General features: G+C 72.0%; 15 protein-coding genes and 1 pseudogene. 13 read left to right on the top strand and 3 right to left on the bottom strand.

Going from position 1 to position 20,607, the window contains the following annotated elements; all coding sequences use genetic code 11:
* Nucleotides 1-59: 59 nt before the first annotated feature.
* Nucleotides 60-497, bottom strand: a complete 438-nt coding sequence (locus tag ACWCXX_RS06105; RefSeq protein WP_451124796.1) for a DUF2690 domain-containing protein — start codon at nt 495-497, stop codon at nt 60-62.
* A gap of 218 nt (nt 498-715) precedes the next feature.
* On the opposite strand from ACWCXX_RS06105, the gene ACWCXX_RS06100 reads away from it, so the two are divergent.
* Entirely contained in the window at nt 716-2,026 is a 1,311-nt protein-coding gene (locus tag ACWCXX_RS06100; protein WP_451124794.1) for a TerD family protein, read from the top strand.
* Between the two features lie 51 nt (nt 2,027-2,077).
* Here the strand turns inward: ACWCXX_RS06100 and ACWCXX_RS06095 are convergent, their stop codons facing one another.
* Nucleotides 2,078-3,250: a glycosyltransferase gene (locus ACWCXX_RS06095; protein ID WP_451124792.1), complete on the bottom strand. Its 1,173-nt coding sequence runs from the start codon at nt 3,248-3,250 to the stop codon at nt 2,078-2,080.
* Between the two features lie 58 nt (nt 3,251-3,308).
* Here ACWCXX_RS06095 and ACWCXX_RS06090 point away from each other — a divergent pair, with 58 nt between their 5' ends.
* From ACWCXX_RS06090 to ACWCXX_RS06075, 4 genes are all read left to right on the top strand, one after another.
* Nucleotides 3,309-4,094, top strand: coding sequence for a glutamate racemase (locus tag ACWCXX_RS06090; protein WP_451124790.1), 786 nt, complete (start codon nt 3,309-3,311; stop codon nt 4,092-4,094).
* A 60-nt stretch (nt 4,095-4,154) separates the two neighbouring features.
* Nucleotides 4,155-4,718 carry a hypothetical protein gene (locus ACWCXX_RS06085; RefSeq protein WP_451124788.1) on the top strand — a complete coding sequence of 188 codons (564 nt, stop codon included), beginning with the start codon at nt 4,155-4,157 and terminating at the stop codon, nt 4,716-4,718.
* 276 nt (nt 4,719-4,994) lie between these two features.
* On the top strand, nt 4,995-6,590 hold the full coding sequence (lnt, locus tag ACWCXX_RS06080) for an apolipoprotein N-acyltransferase (RefSeq protein ID WP_451124786.1): 1,596 nt from the start codon (nt 4,995-4,997) through the stop codon (nt 6,588-6,590).
* 30 nt (nt 6,591-6,620) lie between these two features.
* Complete coding sequence (locus tag ACWCXX_RS06075; RefSeq protein ID WP_451124784.1) at nt 6,621-7,100, top strand: NUDIX hydrolase; 480 nt, start codon at nt 6,621-6,623, stop codon at nt 7,098-7,100.
* A 115-nt stretch (nt 7,101-7,215) separates the two neighbouring features.
* On the opposite strand, the gene ACWCXX_RS06070 is transcribed toward ACWCXX_RS06075, so the two are convergent.
* Nucleotides 7,216-9,606, bottom strand: a complete 2,391-nt coding sequence (locus tag ACWCXX_RS06070) for an ATP-binding cassette domain-containing protein (protein WP_451124782.1) — start codon at nt 9,604-9,606, stop codon at nt 7,216-7,218.
* Between the two features lie 589 nt (nt 9,607-10,195).
* Here ACWCXX_RS06070 and ACWCXX_RS06065 point away from each other — a divergent pair.
* From ACWCXX_RS06065 to ACWCXX_RS06030, 8 genes and pseudogenes are all read left to right on the top strand, one after another.
* Nucleotides 10,196-11,287: a polyprenyl synthetase family protein gene (locus tag ACWCXX_RS06065; protein WP_451124780.1), complete on the top strand. Its 1,092-nt coding sequence runs from the start codon at nt 10,196-10,198 to the stop codon at nt 11,285-11,287.
* Between the two features lie 95 nt (nt 11,288-11,382).
* On the top strand, nt 11,383-12,018 hold the full coding sequence (locus tag ACWCXX_RS06060; RefSeq protein ID WP_451124778.1) for a PadR family transcriptional regulator: 636 nt from the start codon (nt 11,383-11,385) through the stop codon (nt 12,016-12,018).
* 129 nt (nt 12,019-12,147) lie between these two features.
* Nucleotides 12,148-12,762: pseudogene (locus ACWCXX_RS06055) on the top strand (hypothetical protein); the annotation flags it as partial.
* Nucleotides 12,752-14,683: a molecular chaperone HtpG gene (gene htpG / locus ACWCXX_RS06050; protein WP_451124776.1), complete on the top strand. Its 1,932-nt coding sequence runs from the start codon at nt 12,752-12,754 to the stop codon at nt 14,681-14,683. The pseudogene ACWCXX_RS06055 and the gene htpG, both read left to right, overlap by 11 nt.
* A gap of 337 nt (nt 14,684-15,020) precedes the next feature.
* The gene (locus ACWCXX_RS06045) at nt 15,021-16,496 is read left to right on the top strand and encodes an MFS transporter (protein WP_451124774.1); all 1,476 of its coding nucleotides are present in this window, start codon (nt 15,021-15,023) and stop codon (nt 16,494-16,496) included.
* A gap of 83 nt (nt 16,497-16,579) precedes the next feature.
* Nucleotides 16,580-18,031, top strand: coding sequence for an MFS transporter (locus ACWCXX_RS06040; protein WP_451124772.1), 1,452 nt, complete (start codon nt 16,580-16,582; stop codon nt 18,029-18,031).
* A 92-nt stretch (nt 18,032-18,123) separates the two neighbouring features.
* Nucleotides 18,124-19,269, top strand: a complete 1,146-nt coding sequence (locus tag ACWCXX_RS06035) for a glycosyltransferase (protein ID WP_451124770.1) — start codon at nt 18,124-18,126, stop codon at nt 19,267-19,269.
* A gap of 103 nt (nt 19,270-19,372) precedes the next feature.
* On the top strand, nt 19,373-20,593 hold the full coding sequence (locus ACWCXX_RS06030) for an FUSC family protein (RefSeq protein ID WP_451124768.1): 1,221 nt from the start codon (nt 19,373-19,375) through the stop codon (nt 20,591-20,593).
* Nucleotides 20,594-20,607: the final 14 nt, after the last annotated feature.

Genomic DNA, 20,607 nt, shown 5'->3' with positions numbered 1-20,607 from the left:
GATCCCGCCAGGGGTGCCCCGCTGTGACCGTTCGGCCAGGCCGACGGGCGGTTTGCGGGTCAGTGCCAGCCGGTGCAGGACCAGCTGCCTCCTTGTCCGTCATAGACCTCCACGCACGCGCGGTAGGCGTTGCTCGACCCGACCATGCGCGTGTAGGCGGCATAGGAGGGGGAGGCGTTTCCCGTGTACGACGCACCGCCCCGGATCTGAATCTTGAATCGCCAGGAGCTGTTCGCCTTTTCGATCCGCGCCCAGGCAGCACTGCAGCGGGCCGAGTTGCGCAACTGCACCTCCGGCCCGCCACCCGCCGGCCGTACCCGGTCGATGACCTTCGCCCCGGAGCCGCACCCCTCGCTCTGGGGGTTCTTTCCCGTGCACGAAGAGCCCTTGCACGCGGTCGGCGCCGCGGCTTCGGCGGACAGAGTGGGGGCCAGCAGCAACGCCGAGGTCAGAAAAGCGGTGCCGAGGGCCGGGAGAAGTGAACGGCGAGCTGTCATGCAGAGCTCCTTCGACAGACGAAATGCGCATGGACCGGGATCTCCGGTGCGCGGGTACTCACCTTTGACAGTGATCCGGCCGACGCATCCGGAATCCTCGTGACCCACGTATCACTCCACCCGGCGAGCACGTGTCGGGGAGTTGACTCGCTGCGGCTCCCGAGCCCGTCGGAGGATTAGGTTGTTCGGAGAAAGATTTTCGGGCAGCCGGACTCGCGATGGGGGCGAGCATGACCATGCTAAAAGGGGCCAATGTTCCGGTGACGGCTCAGGCCGTGCGGGTCGAACTGGGGTGGCGCACCTCCCCGGGGACCCCGGACGTGGACGGTTCGGCGCTCCTTCTCGTGTCGGGGAAGGTGCGCAACGACGCCGACTTCGTCTTCTACAACCAGCCCTCCCACGCATCCGGCGCGGTGCGTCACGAGGGCAAGCGGGTCACCGGCACCGGGACGACGGACAGCCTCGCGGTCGACCTGGCCCGCATCGAGCCGGTCATCGACCGAGTGGTCCTGGCCGCCTCCGCGGACGGCGGCACCTTCGGCCGGGTGGCCGGGCTGTACGTACGCGTCACGGACGCGGCGAACGGCAGGGAGATCGCACGCTTCGACAGCACGGACGCGACGGTCGAGACCGCGTTCATTCTCGGCGAGCTCTACCGGCGCCAGGGCGCCTGGAAGTTCCGCGCGGTCGGCCAGGGATACGGCACCGGCCTGGAGGGCCTCGCGACGGACTTCGGGATCTCCGTCGATGAACCGCAGCAGCCGAAGCAGACCCAGCCGTATCACCAACCCCAAACGCCTCAACAGCCCCAGAGCACAACGCGGGTCGATCACCGGACACCGTCCCGGCCCGTGCTTCCGCCCACCCCGCCGGCGGCGCCTCCCGCGCCCGTCCGGTTGACCAAGGTGACCCTCACCAAGGAGACCCCCTCGGTCTCCCTCGCCAAACAGGGCGGTACCTCGGGAGCCCTCCGCGTGAATCTCAACTGGGAAGTGCGCAAACAGTTCAAGGGCTGGGGAAGCAAACTCGGCAGGGCCGTCGCCCAGCACGCGGACCTCGACCTCGACCTCTGCGCCCTCTACGAACTGACCGACGGCCGCAAGGGAGTCGTGCAGGCGCTGGGGAACGCGTTCGGCGCGCTCCAGCACCCCCCTTACATCCACCTCGACGGGGACGACCGCACCGGGGCCGTGGCCACCGGCGAGAACCTCACGGTCAACCTCGACCACAAGAGCGAGCTGCGGCGCGTCCTGATCTTCGTCACCATCTACGAGGGCGCCCGGAGTTTCGCCGATCTCCACGCCACCGTCACCCTCCAGCCCCAGCACGGCGCACCGATCGACTTCTCGCTCGACGAGTGCACCGTCCCGTCCACCGTCTGCGCCCTCGCGCTCCTCACCAACAACGGGGGAGACCTCACGGTGCAGCGCGAGGCCCGCTACCTCGTCCCCGAGCGGGGAGTGAGCCCGCAGCGCACCATCGACTACGCCTACGGGTGGGGCATGAACTGGACACCCGGCCGTAAATAACCCCCCGAAGGTCCGGCCGGCACTGCGGTCACCGGCCGACGGCCCCTGCGCTCATCGGTCGGGCGCGGCCTCGGGACGGGCGTAGGTACGCCCTTTCCAGGCCGCGCCCCGGCCCCGGTGGTGCTGCACCGCCGAATCGACCGTCATCAGCAGGTACAGCGCGGCGGTGAACGGCAGCAGCGGCGCCCACCAGAGCGACTGCCGGTAGTAGGCCAGCATCGGCAGGTACGTCCCGGCCATCACCGCCCACGCGGCGCCGCCCGCCCACGCGGCCACCGGGCCGTCGCCCAGCAGCCCGGCGACGAGCGTCACCGGCGGCGCGAGATAGACCAGCGCGAGCCCCAGCACCGTCCCCAGGAGCAGCGCCGCGCTGTGCCGCAGTTGCGCGTACGCGCTCCGCGACACCATCCGCCACAGGTCCGCGAGCCGCGGGTACGGCCGCACGCTGTCCACCCGCTCGGCGAGCCCCAGCCAGATCCGCCCGCCGCTGCGCTGCACCACCCGCGCCAGCGACACGTCGTCGATCACCGCCTGCCGGATCGACTCCGGCACCCGCGCCCGCTCCGCCGCCCCGGTCCGCAGCAGCACACAGCCGCCGGCCGCCGCGGCCGTCCGCGCCCCGGCCCGGTTCACCCACCGGAACGGGTAGAGCTGCGAGAAGAAGTACACGAAGGCGGGCACGACCAGCCTCTCCCAGACGCTCGACACCCGCAGCCGGGCCATCTGCGAGACCAGGTCGAAGCCACCCGTCACGGCGGCGGCCACCAGCTCCCGCAGGCTGTCCGGCTCGTGCGCGATGTCCGCGTCCGTCAGCAGCAGGTACTCCGGCTCCCGGCTCCGGGCCAGCGCGATGCCGTGCCGCACGGCCCACAGCTTGCCCGTCCACCCCGGCTCCGGCTCACCGGGCGACACCACCGTCACCGGCAGCCCCCCGTACCGCACGGACAGCGCGCGGGCGACGTCCCCGGTGCCGTCCTTGCTGCAGTCGTCCACGAGGAAGATCTCCGCCCTGCCCGGATAGTCCTGCGCCAGCAACGACGGCAGGCTCACCGGCAGCATGTCGGCCTCGTCACGCGCGGGGACCACGATCGCGACGGACGGCCAGCGGTCGGGGACCCCCCGACGGGGCAGCCGCTGGTCGGTCCGCCAGAAGAACCCCTGGCCCAGCAGCAGCCACACCCACGCGATCAGCGAACCCACGGCGATCCAGGCAACGGCGCTCATTCGCCGCAGTCTGCCCCACCCGGACAAAACCGCAAGGGCGGTCGACTATGGTGACCGGGTGAAGATCGCGCTCATGGACTCCGGAATCGGCCTGCTCGCGGCAGCCGCCGCGGTACGCGGGCTGAGGCCCGACGCCGATCTGGTGCTCTCCTCCGACCCCGACGGCATGCCCTGGGGCCCCCGTACGCCCGAGTACGTGACCGCCCACGCGCTGGACGTGGCCCGCGCGGCCGCCGCCCACCGGCCGGACGCGCTGGTCGTCGCCTGCAACACGGCCTCCGTCCACGCCCTGCCGGCGCTCCGCGCCGCGCTCGAACCCGCGCTGCCGGTCATCGGCACCGTCCCCGCGATCAAGCCGTCCGTCGCGGGCGGCGGCCCCGTCGCGATCTGGGCCACGCCCGCCACCACCGGCAGCCCGTACCAGCGCGGACTCATCCGCGAATTCGCCCGCTCCGTCGAGGTCACCGAGGTCCCCTGCCCCGGCCTCGCCGACGCCGTGCAGAACGCGGACGAGGCCGCGATCGACCGGGCCGTCGCCGCGGCCGCCGCGCTCACCCCCCGCGACGTGCGGGCCGTCGTCCTGGGCTGCACCCACTACGAACTGGTCGCCGAGCGGATCCGCGCCGCCGTGCACCGGCCCGGCCTGCCGCCCGTCGAACTGCACGGCTCGGCCGACGCGGTCGCCGCCCAGGCGTTGCGCCGGATCGGTGCCGAACCCGCTCCGTCGGCCGAACCGTCCACCGGTCTCACCGTGCTCCTCAGCGGCCGCCCCGCCGACCTGCCGGAAGCCGCCCTGGCCTACGCCGAGGGGCGTCTGCTGGGGGCCGTCAGCCCCGCCCGCTGACCCCTCCGGGACCGTCGGCACCACCTCCCGGCGTGCGGGATCCTGAGTACGCTGCTTGGCATGAGGGACCACCTCCGTACACCCCCGCACACCGGAACCGAACCCCACTCCGAGGTCTGGATCGGCCGGGCCACCAACCGGGTCCAGTGGGTGCTCGCGGGCGCGGGCGCGGCCTGTCTGGCGCTGGGTGTCCAGCTGGCCGTCAGCTCGAACTGGACCTCGGGAATCGTTCCCCTGCTGATGTCCGTGATCGGCTGCGTCGCCGCCGGACTGCTCATGCTGTTCGGAACGCTTGCCTTCGTGAACGTGGCCGTCCGGATCGACGGCGACGCCCTGGAGGTGCGCTGCGGCCACATGGGCCTGCCGCGCCGCCGGATCCTGCTCGCCCATGTGGTGGGCGCGGAGTTCGTGCCCCGGGTCACACCACGCCAATGGGGCGGCTGGGGCTACCGCTGGCGCCCCGAGCAGGGCACCGCCGTCGTCGTCCGCAGGGGCGAGGGACTGGTGCTCCGGCTCGGGGACGGCAGGACGTTCACGATCACGGTCGACGACGCGGAGGCGGGCGTGCGCTTCATCCGCGAACGCCTGCACCTGTCGGCGAGCGGCGCGACGGCCGGGGCCTGAACCCCGCGGAGCCGCCTCCCGGGGCGGGCCCGGCCCCTTCCGACATCCCGGGAACCTGAACCCTGCGGACACGCCCCGGGGCCTCACGTCCGGATCATGCGGGGCCCGCGGGGTCCGGTCCCCTCCGGACGAGAGCCCCCCGACGGGCGGCCGGGCACGACCGCGGCAGCGGCCCCGAGCCGCACGGGAAGGCGCCGGAACGGCCCCCGCGCGGGAGGACGCTTCGGGGCGGCCGGGGCTGCCGTACCCACAGCCGCTCACCGTAGACTCCGCCGGGTGAGCGCCACCATCACCCCAGTCGACGCCCCGCAGCCCGCACCTGCGCCCGCGTCCCGGAAGTCACGCCTCGTACTGCGGCCCGCCGCCGCCGTGCTCTCGGGCGTGCTGTTGTATCTGAGCTTTCCCCCGCGCCCCCTGTGGTGGCTGGTTCTGCCCGGTTTCGCCCTGCTCGGCTGGGTGCTGCACGGGCGTCGGCTCCGCGCCGGGTTCGGGCTCGGCCTCCTCGCCGGGCTGGGCTTCATGCTGCCGCTGCTGCACTGGACGGGCGAGGAGGTCGGCCCGGTGCCGTGGCTTGCCCTCGCCACGGCGGAGGCGCTGTTCATCGCGGTCGGCTGCATCGGGATCGCCGCCGTCACCCGCCTCGCCTGGTGGCCGGTGTGGGCCGCCGCGGTCTGGGCGCTCGACGAGGCGGTCCGGGCCAGGGTGCCGTTCGGCGGCTTCCCCTGGGGGAAGATCGCGTTCGGGCAGGCGGACGGGGTGTTCCTGCCGCTCGCGGCCGTCGGCGGCACACCGCTGCTCTCCTTCGCGGTGGTGCTGTGCGGCTTCGGGCTCTGCGAAGCGGTGCGACAGTTCCGGGCCCGCCGCAACACCGGGCAGGTGTCCCGGGCGGCCGTCGCGGCCGCGGCCGTGAGCGTCGTCGTCCCCATCGCCTCCGCCTTCGCCGCGCTGCCGCTGGTCGACGACTCGGCCGAGGACGGCACCGCGACCGTCGCCGCGATCCAGGGCAACGTGCCCCGGCTCGGACTCGACTTCAACTCCCAGCGCCGCGCCGTCCTGAACAACCACGTGCGCCGTACGGAGCAGCTGGCCCGGGAGGTGGAGGAGGGCAAGGTCCCGCAGCCGGACCTCGTCCTGTGGCCGGAGAACTCCTCCGACCTCGACCCCTACCGCAACGCCGACGCCCGGATCCTGATCGACGACGCGGTGCGGGCGATCGGCGCGCCCACCGTGATCGGCGCGGTGCTCGAACCCGAATCCGACACCGCCAAGCTGCGCAACACCCTCATCCAGTGGGACCCGAAGAAGGGCCCGGTCGACACCTACGACAAGCGCCACATCCAGCCGTTCGGCGAGTACATGCCGATGCGGTCCTTCGCGCGTCTCTTCAGCTCGGACGTGGACCGGGTGCAGCGCGACTTCGGGCCCGGAAAGAAGGTCGGCGTCTTCGACCTGGCGGGGACCGAGGTGGGGCTCGTGACCTGCTACGAGGCCGCGTTCGACGACGCCGTCCGGGACGCGGTCACGCACGGCGGGCAGCTGATCGCCGTGCCCAGCAACAACGCCACCTTCGGCCGCAGCGAGATGACCTACCAGCAGCTGGCCATGTCCAGGGTGCGGGCGGTCGAGCACAGCCGGTCCGTCGTCGTCCCCGTCACCAGCGGGGTCAGCGCGATCATCCGCCCGGACGGAAAGGTCGTCGCGCGGACGAAGCTGTTCACCCCGGGCGCGCTCGTGGACGAGGTGCCGCTGCGGTCCTCGCAGACGCCCGCGACCCGGATGGGCGTGCTCCCCGAAGGCGTCCTCGTGCTGATCGCCGCAGTCGGCCTCGGCCTGGTCGCCTTCCGCGCGGTGCGGCTGCGGCGCAGCAGGTGAGCGGCCTACCGGGCCACGTAGGGTCTCCCCATGGCCATTCCTGATTTCATCCGCGAGATCCGCGCCACCGCGGGCCAACAGCTGCTCCTGCTGCCGGGAGTCACCGCCGTCGTCTTCGACGACGAGGGCAGAGTGCTTCTCGGCCGCCGCGCCGACACCGGCGCGTGGTCGGTCATCGGTGGCATCTGCGAGCCGGGCGAACAACCGGCGGCGACGGCGGAGCGCGAGGTGTACGAGGAGACCGCCGTGCACTGCGTGGCGGAGCGGGTGGTGCTCACCCAGGCCCTGGCACCGGTGCAGTACGCCAACGGCGACCGCTGTCAGTACCTGGACGTCACCTTCCGTTGCCGGGCGACGGGAGGGCAGGCACGGGTCAACGACGACGAGTCGCTGGAGGTGGGCTGGTTCGAGGTGGACGCGCTGCCCCCGCTGAACGATTTCGCGCTCTTCCGGATCAAGCAGTCGCTGACGGACGGGCCCACCTGGTTCGAGCCCACCGAACAGCGGTGAACCCCGGTGTCCGCCGGACGGGCCGGACTGTCCGGCCCGTCCGGTCGTCCGGCGGACCCCGGACCCGGCGGCCGGGGCCGGCCGCCCGGACACGTCCCGGACGGCCGGCTCCGGTTCAGTCGCCCACGTAGGCCGCGAGGTGCTCGCCGGTGAGGGTGGAGCGGGCGGCGACGAGGTCGGCGGGGGTGCCCTCGAAGACGATCCGGCCGCCGTCGTGGCCCGCGCCGGGGCCGAGGTCGACGATCCAGTCGGCGTGCGCCATGACCGCCTGGTGGTGCTCGACGACGACGACCGACTTGCCGGAGTCGACGAGCCGGTCGAGCAGACCCAGCAGCTGCTCGACATCGGCGAGGTGCAGCCCCGTCGTCGGCTCGTCCAGGACGTAGACGCCGCCCTTCTCGGACATGTGCGTGGCCAGCTTGAGCCGCTGCCGCTCGCCGCCGGACAGCGTGGTGAGCGGCTGGCCCAGGCTGAGGTAGCCGAGCCCGACGTCGACGAGCCGGGCGAGGACGGAGTGCGCGGCGGGCGTGCGCGCCTCGCCGACACCGAAGAACTCCTCGGCCTCGGTCACCGACATCGCGAGCACCTCGCTGATGTCACGGCCGCCGAGGTGGTACTCCAGCACCGATGCCTGGAACCGCTTCCCCTCGCACTCCTCGCAGGTGGTGGCGACGCCGGCCATCATCGCCAGGTCGGTGTAGATGATCCCGGCCCCCTTGCAGTTGAGGCAGGCCCCCTCGGAATTGGCGCTGAACAGGGCAGGCTTGACGCCGTTGGCCTTCGCGAACGCCTTGCGGACCGGGTCGAGCAGCCCGGTGTACGTGGCCGGGTTGCTCCGCCGGGAGCCGCGGATCGGGCTCTGGTCGATCGACACCACGCCCGCCCCGGCGGGAATCGACCCGTGCACGAGCGAACTCTTGCCGGAACCCGCGACGCCGGTGACGACGCACAGCACTCCGAGCGGGATGTCGACGTCGACGTCCTGGAGGTTGTGCGCCGTCGCGCCGCGGATCGCGAGCGTGCCGGTGGACGTCCGCACCTTCTCCTTGAGGCGGGCGCGGTCGTCGAAGTGGCGGCCGGTGCGGGTGCCGCCGGCCCGCAGCCCCTCGACGGTGCCTTCGAAGCAGACGGTGCCGCCCCCCGTGCCGGCGCCCGGTCCGAGGTCGACCACGTGGTCGGCGATCGCGATCGTCTCCGGCTTGTGCTCCACCACCAGCACCGTGTTGCCCTTGTCCCGCAGCCGCAGCAGCAGGTTGTTCATCCGCTGGATGTCATGGGGATGCAGCCCCGCGGTGGGTTCGTCGAAGACATAGGTGATGTCGGTGAGCGGGGAGCCGAGGTGGCGGATCATCTTGACGCGCTGCGCCTCGCCCCCCGACAGCGTGCCCGCGGACCGGTCGAGCGAGAGATAGCCCAGCCCGATCTCCACGAACGAGTCGAGGGTCTGCCGCAACGTCGCGAGCAGCGGCGCCACCGACGGCTCGTCGAGGCCGCGGACCCATTCGGCCAGGTCGCGGATCTCCATCGCGCACGCGTCGGCGATGCTGATCGCGCCGATCCGCGAGGAACGGGCTTCCGCGCCGAGCCGGGTGCCGTCGCACTCGGGGCAGGCGGTGAAGGTGACCGCCCGGTCCACGAACTCCCGGATGTGCGGCTGCATCGCCTCCTTGTCCTTGGCCAGGAACGACTTCTGGATCTTGGGGACGAGTCCCTCGTAGGTGAGGTTCACGCCCTCGACCTTCACCTTGGTCGGCTCCCGGTGGAGGAAGTCCCGCATCTCCTGCTCGGTGAAATCGCGGATCGGCTTGTTCGGGTCGAGGAAGCCCGACTCGGCGTAGACCCGCACGGTCCAGAAGCTCTCCGACTTCCAGCCGGGGATGGTGAACGCGCCCTCGGAGAGCGACTTGGAGTCGTCGTAGAGCTGGGTGAGGTCGATGTCGGAGACCGTGCCCCGGCCCTCGCAGCGCGTGCACATGCCACCGGTGCGGCTGAAGGTCGCCTTCACCGCCTTCTTGGCACCGCGCTCGACGGTGATCGCGCCGCTCGCCCGGACCGAGGGGACGTTGAAGGCGTACGCGCCGGGCGGGCCGATGTGCGGCTGCGCGAGCCGGCTGAAGAGGATGCGCAGCATCGCGTTGGCGTCGGTGGCGGTGCCGACCGTGGAACGGGGGTCGGCGCCCATCCGCTGCTGGTCGACGATGATCGCGGTGGTCAGCCCTTCGAGCACGTCGACGTCGGGCCGGTCCGGCGTCGGCATGAAGCCCTGCACGAAGGCGCTGTAGGTCTCGTTGATCAGCCGCTGCGACTCCGCGGCGATCGTGTCGAACACCAGCGAGCTCTTGCCCGAGCCGGAGACGCCGGTGAACACTGTCAGCCGGCGCTTGGGGATCTCGATGCTGACGTCCTTGAGGTTGTTCTCGCGCGCACCGTGCACGCGGATCACTTCGTGGCTGTCGGCAGCGTGCGGCGCGGGCGACTGCGTGTCCGCCCTCGTGGCCGTGCTCATCGTGTCTCCATCTGTCGCGGGGCCGCTCTCGCGGTCCCCGTGGGCGTCGCACGGCCCGGACGGTTCCGGGCGGTGCGTCCCGCTCTTCCGCGTCGGGGCGGGCGCGGCAGCGGTCGGTCGTTCGGTGTGATCGGCGGTGTCGGCCGGGGTCCGTGGCCGGGCTGCGCGGTACGCCCCGGGTGCCGGACCGGGCGACGGCCGTCGTGCGTCGGGCCAGGGCGTGCGGCTCGTTCGCCTCGCGCCCGGCAGGGATGCGGCGCGAGGTCCGGCGGCAGGGTAACACCCGGTGAGCGGCCTCCGGTTCGTGAAACCGGGACTCACTCCCTGCGACGCCGGGCGGGCATCGCGGCGGGGCCGTCGACGGCGGTGGGGTGCTGCGGAAGCCCGATGTCCATGTGCCTCACGCTACGGGCGGGGCAGCGGGCCCGCTTCTTCGTTCCTGATCGATCGAGTTCCTCCCGCTCCCGCCTCCGGCCGTCGCCCGGTACGCCTCCTGAGACAATCGCGTCCCCGACGCACGTGCCGTCGAACGGCACCGTCGCGCGTCCATGCGCACGTCACCCGCCCCTCACGCAGGAGAACACCCGTCATGACCGACACCGCCGGCCTCGGCGAACAGGTGCTGAAGCGCGCCGCCGGACACGAGCGCCGTTTCCGCACGCTCTTCGAGGAGTACTTCGACACGTTGGGCACCCGGCTCGACGCGCCGTCGTTCAGCCGTTTCACGCCGGAGTGTGTCCGGTTGCTGCGGGACCTGTCCCTGCGCGGCGGCAAGCGGATGCGGGTGGTCCTGCTCCACGAGGCGGCCCGGCTGGTGACCCCCGACCCGGTCGACGGGCTGGACGCCGCCGCGCTGAGCATCGAACTGCTGCAGACCCACGGCCTGGTGCACGACGACCTCATCGACGACAGCCCCACCCGCCGGAACGGCCCCTCCACCTACTACGCCTACCGCGAGCGGTTCCCCCACCACCGACAGGCGGCGATCGGCCTGACCGTGCTTGCGGGCGACCTGGCCCTGGCCCTGTCCCTGCGGGTGCTCCTGGAGGCCGAACTGCCCGCACCGGTGCGCCGGGCCATGGTCGAGGTGCAGACGCGTGCGGCAGCCGACACCTTCATGGGTCAGATCGTCGACCTGGAACGCGACTTCACCACCACCGTTCCCGACGAGGACGTCCTGCACGACGTGGCCGACTACAAGACCGCCCGTTACTCCCTCCTCGCCCCCCTCCAGCTCGGACTCCTGGCCGCGGGGGAGCAGCCGGAGCGCTTCGAGAAGGAACTGCGCCGCTACGCGCGGCTGGTCGGGATCAGCGGGCAGATGCGCGACGACTACCTGGACCTGTTCGGGGACGCGGCCGTCATGGGCAAGCCGACCGGCACCGACATCCGGGACGGACGGCGCACTTACACCGTCGGCGCCCTGCTGTCCGCCACCGACGGCGCCGACCGGAACGTGGTGGAGGCCGCGCTCGGCGACCCGGCCTGCACGCCGGAGACCGTCGCCGCCGTCCGGGAGATCGGCGAGCGCCGCGGTGTGGCGGCCCGGATGCGGGCGGACATGCGGCGCCACGCGGAGCAGGCGTCCGAGGTGGCCGCCGCCTGGCGGCCCCGGTGGCGCGAGGAGGCGGTCACCTTCTTCGAGCGGCTGCCGGTGTGGAGCGTCGAACGGGCCATGTGACCGGCGCACGTACGGGGTCTGTCGCCCGGGTGAGTCACGTCCCACCCGGGCGGCCCGACTTGTCCATGCAACGAGTTGCATAGAAAGATCGGGGCATGGCGATCGAACACGCGATCCTGGTGTCCTTGCTGGAGAAGCCCGGCTCCGGCTATGAGCTGTCCCGGCGGTTCGAGCGGTCCATCGGGTACTTCTGGACCGCCACCCACCAGCAGATCTACCGGGTGCTCAAACGCATGGAGGGCGACGGCTGGGTCGAGGTCCGGGAGGTGCCGCAGGAGGGCCGCCCGGACAAGAAGGAGTACTCCGTCGCCGACCTCGGGCGGACCGTCCTCTCCGCGTGGCTGCACGAGCCGATCGAGCCCGAGAGCGTCCGGCACGATCTCGCCGTGAAGATCCGGGGATCGGCCTTCGACGACCCGGCCGCGCTGATCCGCGAGGTGCGGCGGTACCGGCAGGTGCACGCCGAGCGTCTCGCCCGCTACCTCGCGGGCGAGGAACGCGACTTCACGGGACCACGGACGCCCGACACGGCTTCTCCCGGCCCCGTCCCGGCCGACTCCTCGTCCGCCGACAGCCCCTCTGCCGACGACTCGCCCGGCGACGGTCCGCTCGACGCCGGTCGGGAGCTCCAGCACGTGGTGCTGCGCGGCGGCATCGCGTACGAGCGGATGACGCTCGCCTGGCTCGACGACGTGCTCGCCACCCTCCACCGGCTCGGCCCCGAGCGCTGAACCCCCCGTCGCGACCCGCCGCCCCGGCTCCGTGCGCACGCGTGCCCGGCCGCGACACCGTCCCGCCACCGGAACGACCACCCGGCCGGCGCCCCCTCCCACCGACCCGAACCGGAAGGCGACCCCCACGACTACTTCCGTTCCGCGGGCCCCGACGACCGCCGCCACCTGCTGTTCGACCGATGACGAAGATGAAGGTGACCACGGAGGGCGAGAAGGTCGTCGACCTGATGTGGGACGTCGTCGCCGCCAAGGGCTTCGAGAAGGACAACTGCTTCGCCCAGGCCGCCGTCGAGATCCGGGGGCTGCCGAAGCTGGAGGGCACCGTCCACGTCAACCTGGCGCCGATCCTGAAGTTCATGCGGAACCACCTGCTGGACCCGGTCGACTACGAGCCCGTCCCGACCCGGCTGGACGGGGCCGGACGAGGACGTCCTCGACGAGCTGTTCGCCGTCCTCGTACGGGACTTCTCCGCGCACGCCGTCGAACTGCACGGAAAGGACTCCGCCACCGAGCAGCAGCAGCTCTGGGCCCCGGGCGCCGTCCGGCGCCCGGCCGTGGACGAGGAACGCTCGGGCCGGGTGCCGGGGGCGCGCCACGCACGACGGGAGAGCGGACTTGGAGGGTTCCGGCGGGATCGGCCCTGCGGGATCGGCCCTGCGGGATCACCGGCTGAATTAAAGTTCTCGGGTCCGGATCCCAACCAAGCGGACCTGAGAAGGAATCACGGTTATGCCCACTGAGACGTTCGAGTTTCAGGTGGAAGCGCGCCAGCTTCTGCAGATGATGATCCACTCGATCTACTCGAACAAGGACGTGTTTCTGCGCGAACTCGTCTCCAACGCCTCCGACGCGCTCGACAAGCTGCGGCTCGAAGCACTGCGCGACGACACGCTCGGCGCGGACGTGTCCGACCTGCACATCACGATCGAGACAGACCGGCAGGCCCGCACGCTGACCGTGCGGGACAACGGCATCGGAATGTCTCACGACGAAGTGGTCCAGCTCATCGGGACCATCGCCAACTCGGGCACGGCGAAATTCCTGCGAGAACTCAAGGAGGCCGAGGACGGCGCCGCGGCCGAGGGGCTCATCGGTCAGTTCGGCGTCGGGTTCTACTCCAGCTTCATGGTGGCCGACGAGGTCACGCTGCTGACCCGGCGCGCGGGCGAGAGCCAGGGCACCCGGTGGACGTCGACCGGCGAGGGCACGTACACGATCGAGACCGTCGACAGCGCCCCCCAGGGCACTGCGGTCACCCTCCGGCTCAAGGCGGAGGACACCGAGGACCGGCTCTACGACTACACCTCCCCGTGGAAGATCAGGGAGATCGTCAAGCGGTACTCCGACTTCATCACCTGGCCCGTCCGGATGGCCCCCGAGTCCGCGGACGGCGCGGGCGACACGGAAGGGGCCGACGACGCCCCGCGCGAGCCCGAGACCCTCAACTCGATGAAGGCCCTGTGGGCACGCTCGCGCGACGAGGTCACGGACGACGAGTACCACGAGCTGTACAAGCACATCAGCCACGACTGGATCGCCCCGCTCGAAACCATCCGCCTCCAGGCGGAAGGCACCTTCGAGTACCAGGCACTGCTCTTCATCCCGTCGCACGCGCCCCAGGACCTGTTCATGCAGGGGTACAAGCGCGGCATCCAGCTCTATGTGAAGCGCGTCTTCATCATGGACGACTGCGAAGCGCTGATGCCGCCGTACCTGCGCTTCGTCAAGGGCGTCGTCGACGCGCAGGACCTCTCGCTCAACGTGTCGCGAGAGATCCTCCAGCAGGACCGCCAGATCCAGCTGATGCACCGGCGCCTGGCGAAGAAGGTGCTGTCGACGGTCAAGGACATGATGTCCTCCGAGCCGGAGCGGTACGCCACGTTCTGGCGGGAGTTCGGCCGCGTCGTCAAGGAAGGGCTGCTGAGCGACTTCGAGAACCGCGACGCCATCCTCGGCGTCGCCTCCTTCGCCACGACCCACGACAAGGACGAACCGACCACGCTGCGGCAGTACGTGGAGCGGATGAAGGACGGCCAGGAGCACATCTTCTACCTCACGGGCGAGTCCCGGCAGGCCATCGAGAACTCCCCGCACATGGAGGCGTTCCGGGCCAAGGGCGTCGAGGTGCTGCTGCTGACCGACCCCGTCGACGAGGTGTGGGTCGAGGCGGAGCCGGAGTTCGACGGCAAGAAGCTGCGGTCCGTGGCCAAGGGCGAGGTCGACCTCGGCACCGAGGAGGAGAAGAAGGAGGCCGCGACCGAGCGCGAGAACCGGCAGCAGGAGTACGCGGACCTGCTCGGCTGGATGACGGAGCGGCTGGGCGAGACCGTCAAGGAGGTGCGGCTCTCCTCGCGGCTCACCGTCTCGCCCGCGTGCATCGTCTCCGACACGCACGACGTGACGCCCGCCCTGGAGAACATGTACCGCGCCATGGGCCAGGAGGTCCCGCACGTCAAGCGCATCCTCGAACTCAACGCGGAACACCCGCTGGTCGGTGGCCTCAACCGGGCGTACGCCGAACGGGGCGAGGAGGCCGGCACCGGTCTGGAGGAGACGGCCGAGCTGCTGCACGACCTGGCGCTGCTCGCCGAGGGCGGCGAACTGGCCGACCCCTCGCGCTTCGTCCGGCTGATGGCCGACCGTCTGGAGCGCACCCTGTGAGCGCGGCCACCGCGCCACGGTCCGTACGGCGCCGCCCTCCCGCGGCCACCGGCGCGCCGTCCCGGTCGTGACGCACGGGAACCGATGAGGCCGGCCCGCCACCGGTGATGTCGCACCGGTGGCGGGCCGGGAAGGTCCGTATCGGGCCCCGGCCCCCAAGGAGCAACGGGCGGCTCGGCGCCGGGTGTTGCTCGTACGGGTCACCTCGATCCCCCTCCGGACGGCGGTGGACATGAGCGGTCGCGACGGACTGCTAACTTGCGTCAAGCGACTGACCTAATCATGTTCGATCATGTGACGCCGTCTGCGTCGGCGCCCCTCAACGGAGGTCTCCGTGATGTCCAGTGCCCAGCCCCAGGCCGGAAGCAGGCCTCCCACGGCCCCGCCGAAGGCGACGAGCGGTCTGGTCGCCGTACTCGCCCTCTCCGGGATCGTCGTCTCCCTGATGCAGACGATGGTGATTCCGCTGGTGCCCGAACTGCCCCGGCTGCTGCACGCGTCCGCCACCGACGCGACCTGGGCGATCACCGCCACCCTGCTCGCCGGGGCGGTCGCCACCCCGGTCATGGGCCGGCTCGGGGACATGTACGGCAAGCGCCGCATGCTGCTGGCCAGCCTCTGCCTGCTGGTGGCCGGTTCCGTGATCGCCGCGCTCGGCGACGGCCTGGGCCCGATGGTCGTCGGCCGTACGCTCCAGGGCCTGGCCGCCGGCGTCATCCCGCTCGGCATCAGCATCATGCGCGACGAACTGCCCGCCCACCGGCTCGGATCGGCGATCGCACTGATGGGGGCCTCGCTGGGCATCGGGGGAGCCCTCGGCCTGCCCGCCGCCGCGTTCCTCGCCGAACGGGTCGACTGGCACGTGCTGTTCTGGGTGGCGGCCGGCGCGGGGGTGCTGGCCACCGTCCTCGTCCTGGCCCTGGTGCCCGAATCGCCGGTGCGCACCGGCGGACGGTTCGACCTGGTGGGCGCCGCCGGACTCTCCACCGCCCTGGTGTGTCTGCTGCTCGCGATCTCCAAGGGCGCCACCTGGGGCTGGGGCAGCGCCTCCACCCTCGGCCTGATCGGTGCCTCGGCCGTCGTCCTGGGGCTGTGGGGCCGGTGGGAACTGCGGACCGCGCAGCCACTGGTCGACCTGCGGACCACCGTCCGCCGCCAGGTGCTGCTCACCAACGTCGCCTCGGCCGTCTTCGGCTTCGCCATGTTCGCGATGTCGCTCGTACTGCCCCAGGTGATCCAGCTGCCGAAGGCCACCGGATACGGCCTGGGCGCCTCGCTGCTGACCGTGGGTCTGGTCATGGGCCCGTCCGGGCTGGTCATGATGGCGGTCGCGCCGCTGTCGGCACGCATCTCCCGGAACCAGGGGCCGAGGACGACCCTGATGGCCGGTGCGACGGTGGTCGCCGCCGGATACCTGCTCGGCATCGTCCTGATGTCGGCGATCTGGCAACTGGTGCTGGTCTCGGCCGTGATCGGGGCCGGGATCGGACTGGCCTACGGGGCGATGCCCGCACTCGTCATGGCCGCCGTACCCGTCTCGGAGACGGCCGCCGCCAACAGCTTCAACACCCTCACCCGGGCCATCGGCACCTCGGCCGCCAGCGCGGTGGCGGGGGTGGTCCTCGCCCAGATGACCACCCCGTTCGGCCCGCACGCCGTGCCGTCGCAGAACGGCTTCCGCACCGTCATGGCGATCGGCGCGGGCGCGGCACTGGTGGCCCTGGTCTTCGCGTTCCTCCTGCCCGGACGGCACTCCGCCACGCCGGCGGACCGGCCCGCGCCAAAACCCGCGCCCGCACCCGCCGAGGGCTGAGACACGACCGCCGTCGGCGACGGCGGTCCGCCCGCCGAAAACCGGTGGACCAGACCTTTGCGAGCCGCATAGCTTGTGCGGCCGTGACTGATGCCCAGCAGCGTTCATCGAGTGACTCGCCCACGACGGCCACGACGGCGAAAACCCCGCACGGACTGTTCTTTGGGCAGTACGCGCCGGCCACCGCCGTCTTCGCCACGGTGATGTTCCTGACCGGGCTCGCCGCACTGGCCGTGGTTCCCACACTGCCGACGGCCGCCCAGGACCTGGACGGTGTGGCGCTCTTCCCGCTGGTGGCGGGATGCTTCGTGGCGGCGAGCCTGCTGGGCGGGGTCCTGGGCGGCCACTGGGCGGACCGGTCGGGGGCCCACCGTCCGCTGGCGGCGGGCATGGTGCTGGCCGTGGTCACCCTGCTCGTCTCGGCCGCCAGCACCTCCGTCTGGCAACTGGCGGCCGGACGCTTCGTGGACGGCGTGGCGGGCGGAATGATCGCGGTGTCGGTCAACGCGGCGATCGGTCAGGCGTACCCGGAACGCCTCCAGCCGCGCGCCCTGGCACTGATGAGCGCCTGCTGGATCATTCCGTCGCTGATCGGCCCGCCGCTGGCGGGGCTGGTGGCCGAATGGTGGTCCTGGCGTGCGGTGTTCTACGGCCTGGCCGCCCTCACCGCGCTGCCGGCCCTGGCCGTCGTGGCCCTGCTGCGCGGCCGCTCCTGGCCGGCCGTTCCGGAGCCGTCGAAGGACGCCGCGCAGCGCCCCGCGCTGCTGGTCGCTCTCGCGGTGAGCGTGGGCGCGGCACTGGGCCAGTACGGCGCGTCGGGCTGGGACACGCGCCATCTGCTGTTCGCGGCGGTGGGCCTCGCCCTGTTGGCGGTGTTCGCCACGCGGCTGCTGCCGTCCGGCACCGTGCGCGCCGCGCGCGGCCTGCCCGCCACGGTGCTGCTGCGCGGCCTGAGTTCGGGGGTGTTCTTCACCCTGGAGGCGCTGGTGCCGCTGATGCTCGTCACCGACCGGGACGTGGCCCCCGTGGTGACGGGCCTGGCCTTCACGGGCGCCGCCGTGGCCTGGGCCGCCTCCTCCTGGGTACAGGGCCGACTGCCGGAACGCACTCCGCGCCACCGCCTCGTCGCGATCGGCGCCCTGATACAGGTGGCGGCGGTCGTGGTCGCGGCCGTCGGCTCGATGCCAGGCGCGCACGCGGCCGTCGCCGCCTCGTCCATGGTCGTCGCGGCGGTCGGCATGGGCCTGCTCGCTCCGTCCCTCACCGTGCTGTCGCTCTCCCACGTGCCGCCGGGCCGGCAGGGCTACGCGAGCAGCGCGATGCAGACCACCCAGAACCTGGGCCAGATCCTGGTCCTGGGCGTCGCCTCCGCCGTGTTCCACGCCTTCCCGGCCCTCGGGCCGCAGGACGCCGCCGGATACGGCGCGGCCTTCGTGCTGCTGCTCGTACCGGGCGTCCTGGCCGTCCTGCTCGCCCCCAGGTCCGGTAACGTGCGAGGCGCGGGCCAGGACGATCCGGACGGCTGCCGGGCCTGACGGCCGTGCCACCCACAAACACCGGAAACACGCCTTGATCAGGCGGAAAGCCGTCCTGTGGGCAGGGGGTGGACATCTCTAGGCTCGACCCCATGCGTGTACTTTTCGCCTCGACCCGCGGTTCGGGCCACTTCCACCCACTCGTTCCCCTCATCGACGCGTGCGCGGCACGGGGCGACGAGGTCCTCGTCGTCGCCCCGCCGGCCCTCGAAGCGTTACTGGCGTCCCGCAAACAGCCGTACCGCATCGGCGGGGAGCCGGACCAGGAGGAACTCGCGCGGATCATGACGCGGGTGCTGACGCTGGCCCCGGAGGACGGAGTCTCCCTGATGGTCGGGGAGGTGTTCGGCCGGCTCTGCACCGCCGCGATGCTTCCCGCGCTGGAGGAGGCCTGCCGCGACTGGCGGCCCGACCTCGTCCTGCACGAGACGTTCGAGTTGGCTTCGGTGGTGGCCGCCGAGCGCCGTGGAATCCCGCACGCCCGGGTCGCGGTCTCGACCGCGGGGTTCACCGGGTCCACCGACCCGCTCCTGGGCCCCGCGCTCGACTTCTACGGCCCCGGCATCGCCCAACGGCTCCTCGACTCCCCGTATCTGACCCGGCTGCCCGCCTCCCTGGACCCCTCGCCGTACCCCACGACCCACCGCTACCACGAAGAACTCCGGCCGCAGGGGCTGCCGGACTGGTGGGGAGGAGCGACGGAGCCGCTGGTCCACGTCACCCTCGGCACCGAGGCGGGCGCCCTGCCGACCGCGACCGGTCTGTACCGCGCGGTCCTGGAGGCGGTGAGCGGACTGCCGGTGCGCGTACTGCTGACGACGGGGAGCCACATCGACCCGTCGGACCTCGGACCGCTGCCGCCCCACGTCCATGCGGAGCAGTGGGTGCCGCAGGCGGACGTCCTGCGCGGTGCCTCCCTCGTGGTCTGCCACGGCGGCTCGGGAACGGTCTTCGGCGCACTCGCGGTCGGTGTCCCCGTCGTCTGCGTCCCCCTCTTCGCCGACCAGCCGGAGAACGCCCGGCTGGTGACCGCGGCAGGAGCGGGGGCGGCCGTCATCCCGGCCGGGGGCCCGGAGGACGAAGCGTCGGTGCTGGGCCCCGACGACGTACGAAGCATCCGCGCGGCCGCCGAACGGCTCCTGGAGGAACCTTCGTACCGGGTCCGGGCCCAGTCCCTCGCCGACGAAATGCGGGCCACCGCCACGGCTGCGGAACTGCTCGCCACCCTCGAACCCTGACCCCGGCCCCCGGACCCGACGGGGCCGCCCGCCCGTACGCCCGTACGGTGGGTGTCGCCGCACCCAGGTGCTTTCGTGGCGCGGGGGCGGGCAGGGGAAGGGGATGGCACGAGTATCCGCACCCGTGATCGAGCTCGTCCGGCGCACGACCGAACCCGCCGGAGCACAGACCCTGCGTTCCACCGCGGCCTCCGTCATCGCCTACGTCGTGGCGGTGTGGACCCTTCCGCACCCGGCGCCGCTCACGGCGCCGCTCACCGCGCTCCTCGTCGTGCAGGTCACCCTCTACGCGACCCTCACCACGGGCATCCGCCGGGTGAACTCGGTCGTGGTGGGGGTGCTCATCGCCACTGCGCTCAGCGCGCTGGTCGGCCTCAACTGGTGGAGCCTGGGCCTGACGATCTTCGTTTCGCTGATCATCGGGCGGCTGGTGCGCGTCGGCGAGTTCGTGCCCGAGGTGGCGATCAGCGCGATGCTCGTGCTGGGCGTCTCGCAGGTCGCCTCGACCGCCTGGGACCGGGTCCTGGAGACCCTGATCGGGGCGGGCGTCGGGCTGCTGTTCAACCTGCTCCTGGCCCCTCCCGTGTGGGTGCAGCCGGCGGGCGCCTCCATCGACGGCCTGGCCCGCGAGATGGGCGGGATGTTCCGGGCGATGGGCGAGGAGGTGAGCGGCCGCCTCTCCGTCGAGCGGGCGGCCGAGCGGCTCCACGCCGCCCGCCGCCTCGACCACGACATCGTGGAGGTCGACGCCTTGCTGCGGCAGGCCGAGGAAAGCCTCACCCTCAACCCGCGCGTGAGACAGGGACTGCTGCACCGGGTCGTGCTGCGCACCGGCCTGGACACCCTGGAGATCTGCGCCGTGGTGCTGCGGGTGCTCTCCCGCACCCTGACCGACCTGGCCAAGGTCCGTACCGAGGAGACGTTGTTCCCCGCCGACGTGGCAGAGGTCCTGACGGAACTGTTCGGGCAGATGGCCGGTGCCGTCGAGAGCTTCTCGGAACTGATCACCACTCCGGTCGCGGAGAACGCCGAGGAGGCGGAGGACCGGCTGGCCCACGCACTCGCCGTCAGCCGCGCGACCCGGGACCGGGTGGCCGGCCTGCTCCTGGAAGACCTCCGGGAACACCCCCGGCAGTGGCAGCTGCACGGCGCCCTGCTCGCCGAGGTCGACCGCATCCTGGACGAACTCGACATCGGCAAACGCACCGAACGCCTGGGCAAGGAACTCGACCGGCGCTCGGCACAGCTCCACGAACGCCACCCCTGGCTGCGCGCCCTCTCCCGGCGCCTGGAGGCCGAGCAGCCGGACCGACGGACGACATAGGTTGATCACCCGCA

The sequence above is a fragment of the Streptomyces sp. NPDC001732 genome (assembly GCF_053596315.1).
This window is presented reverse-complemented; position numbering and strand designations above follow the sequence as displayed.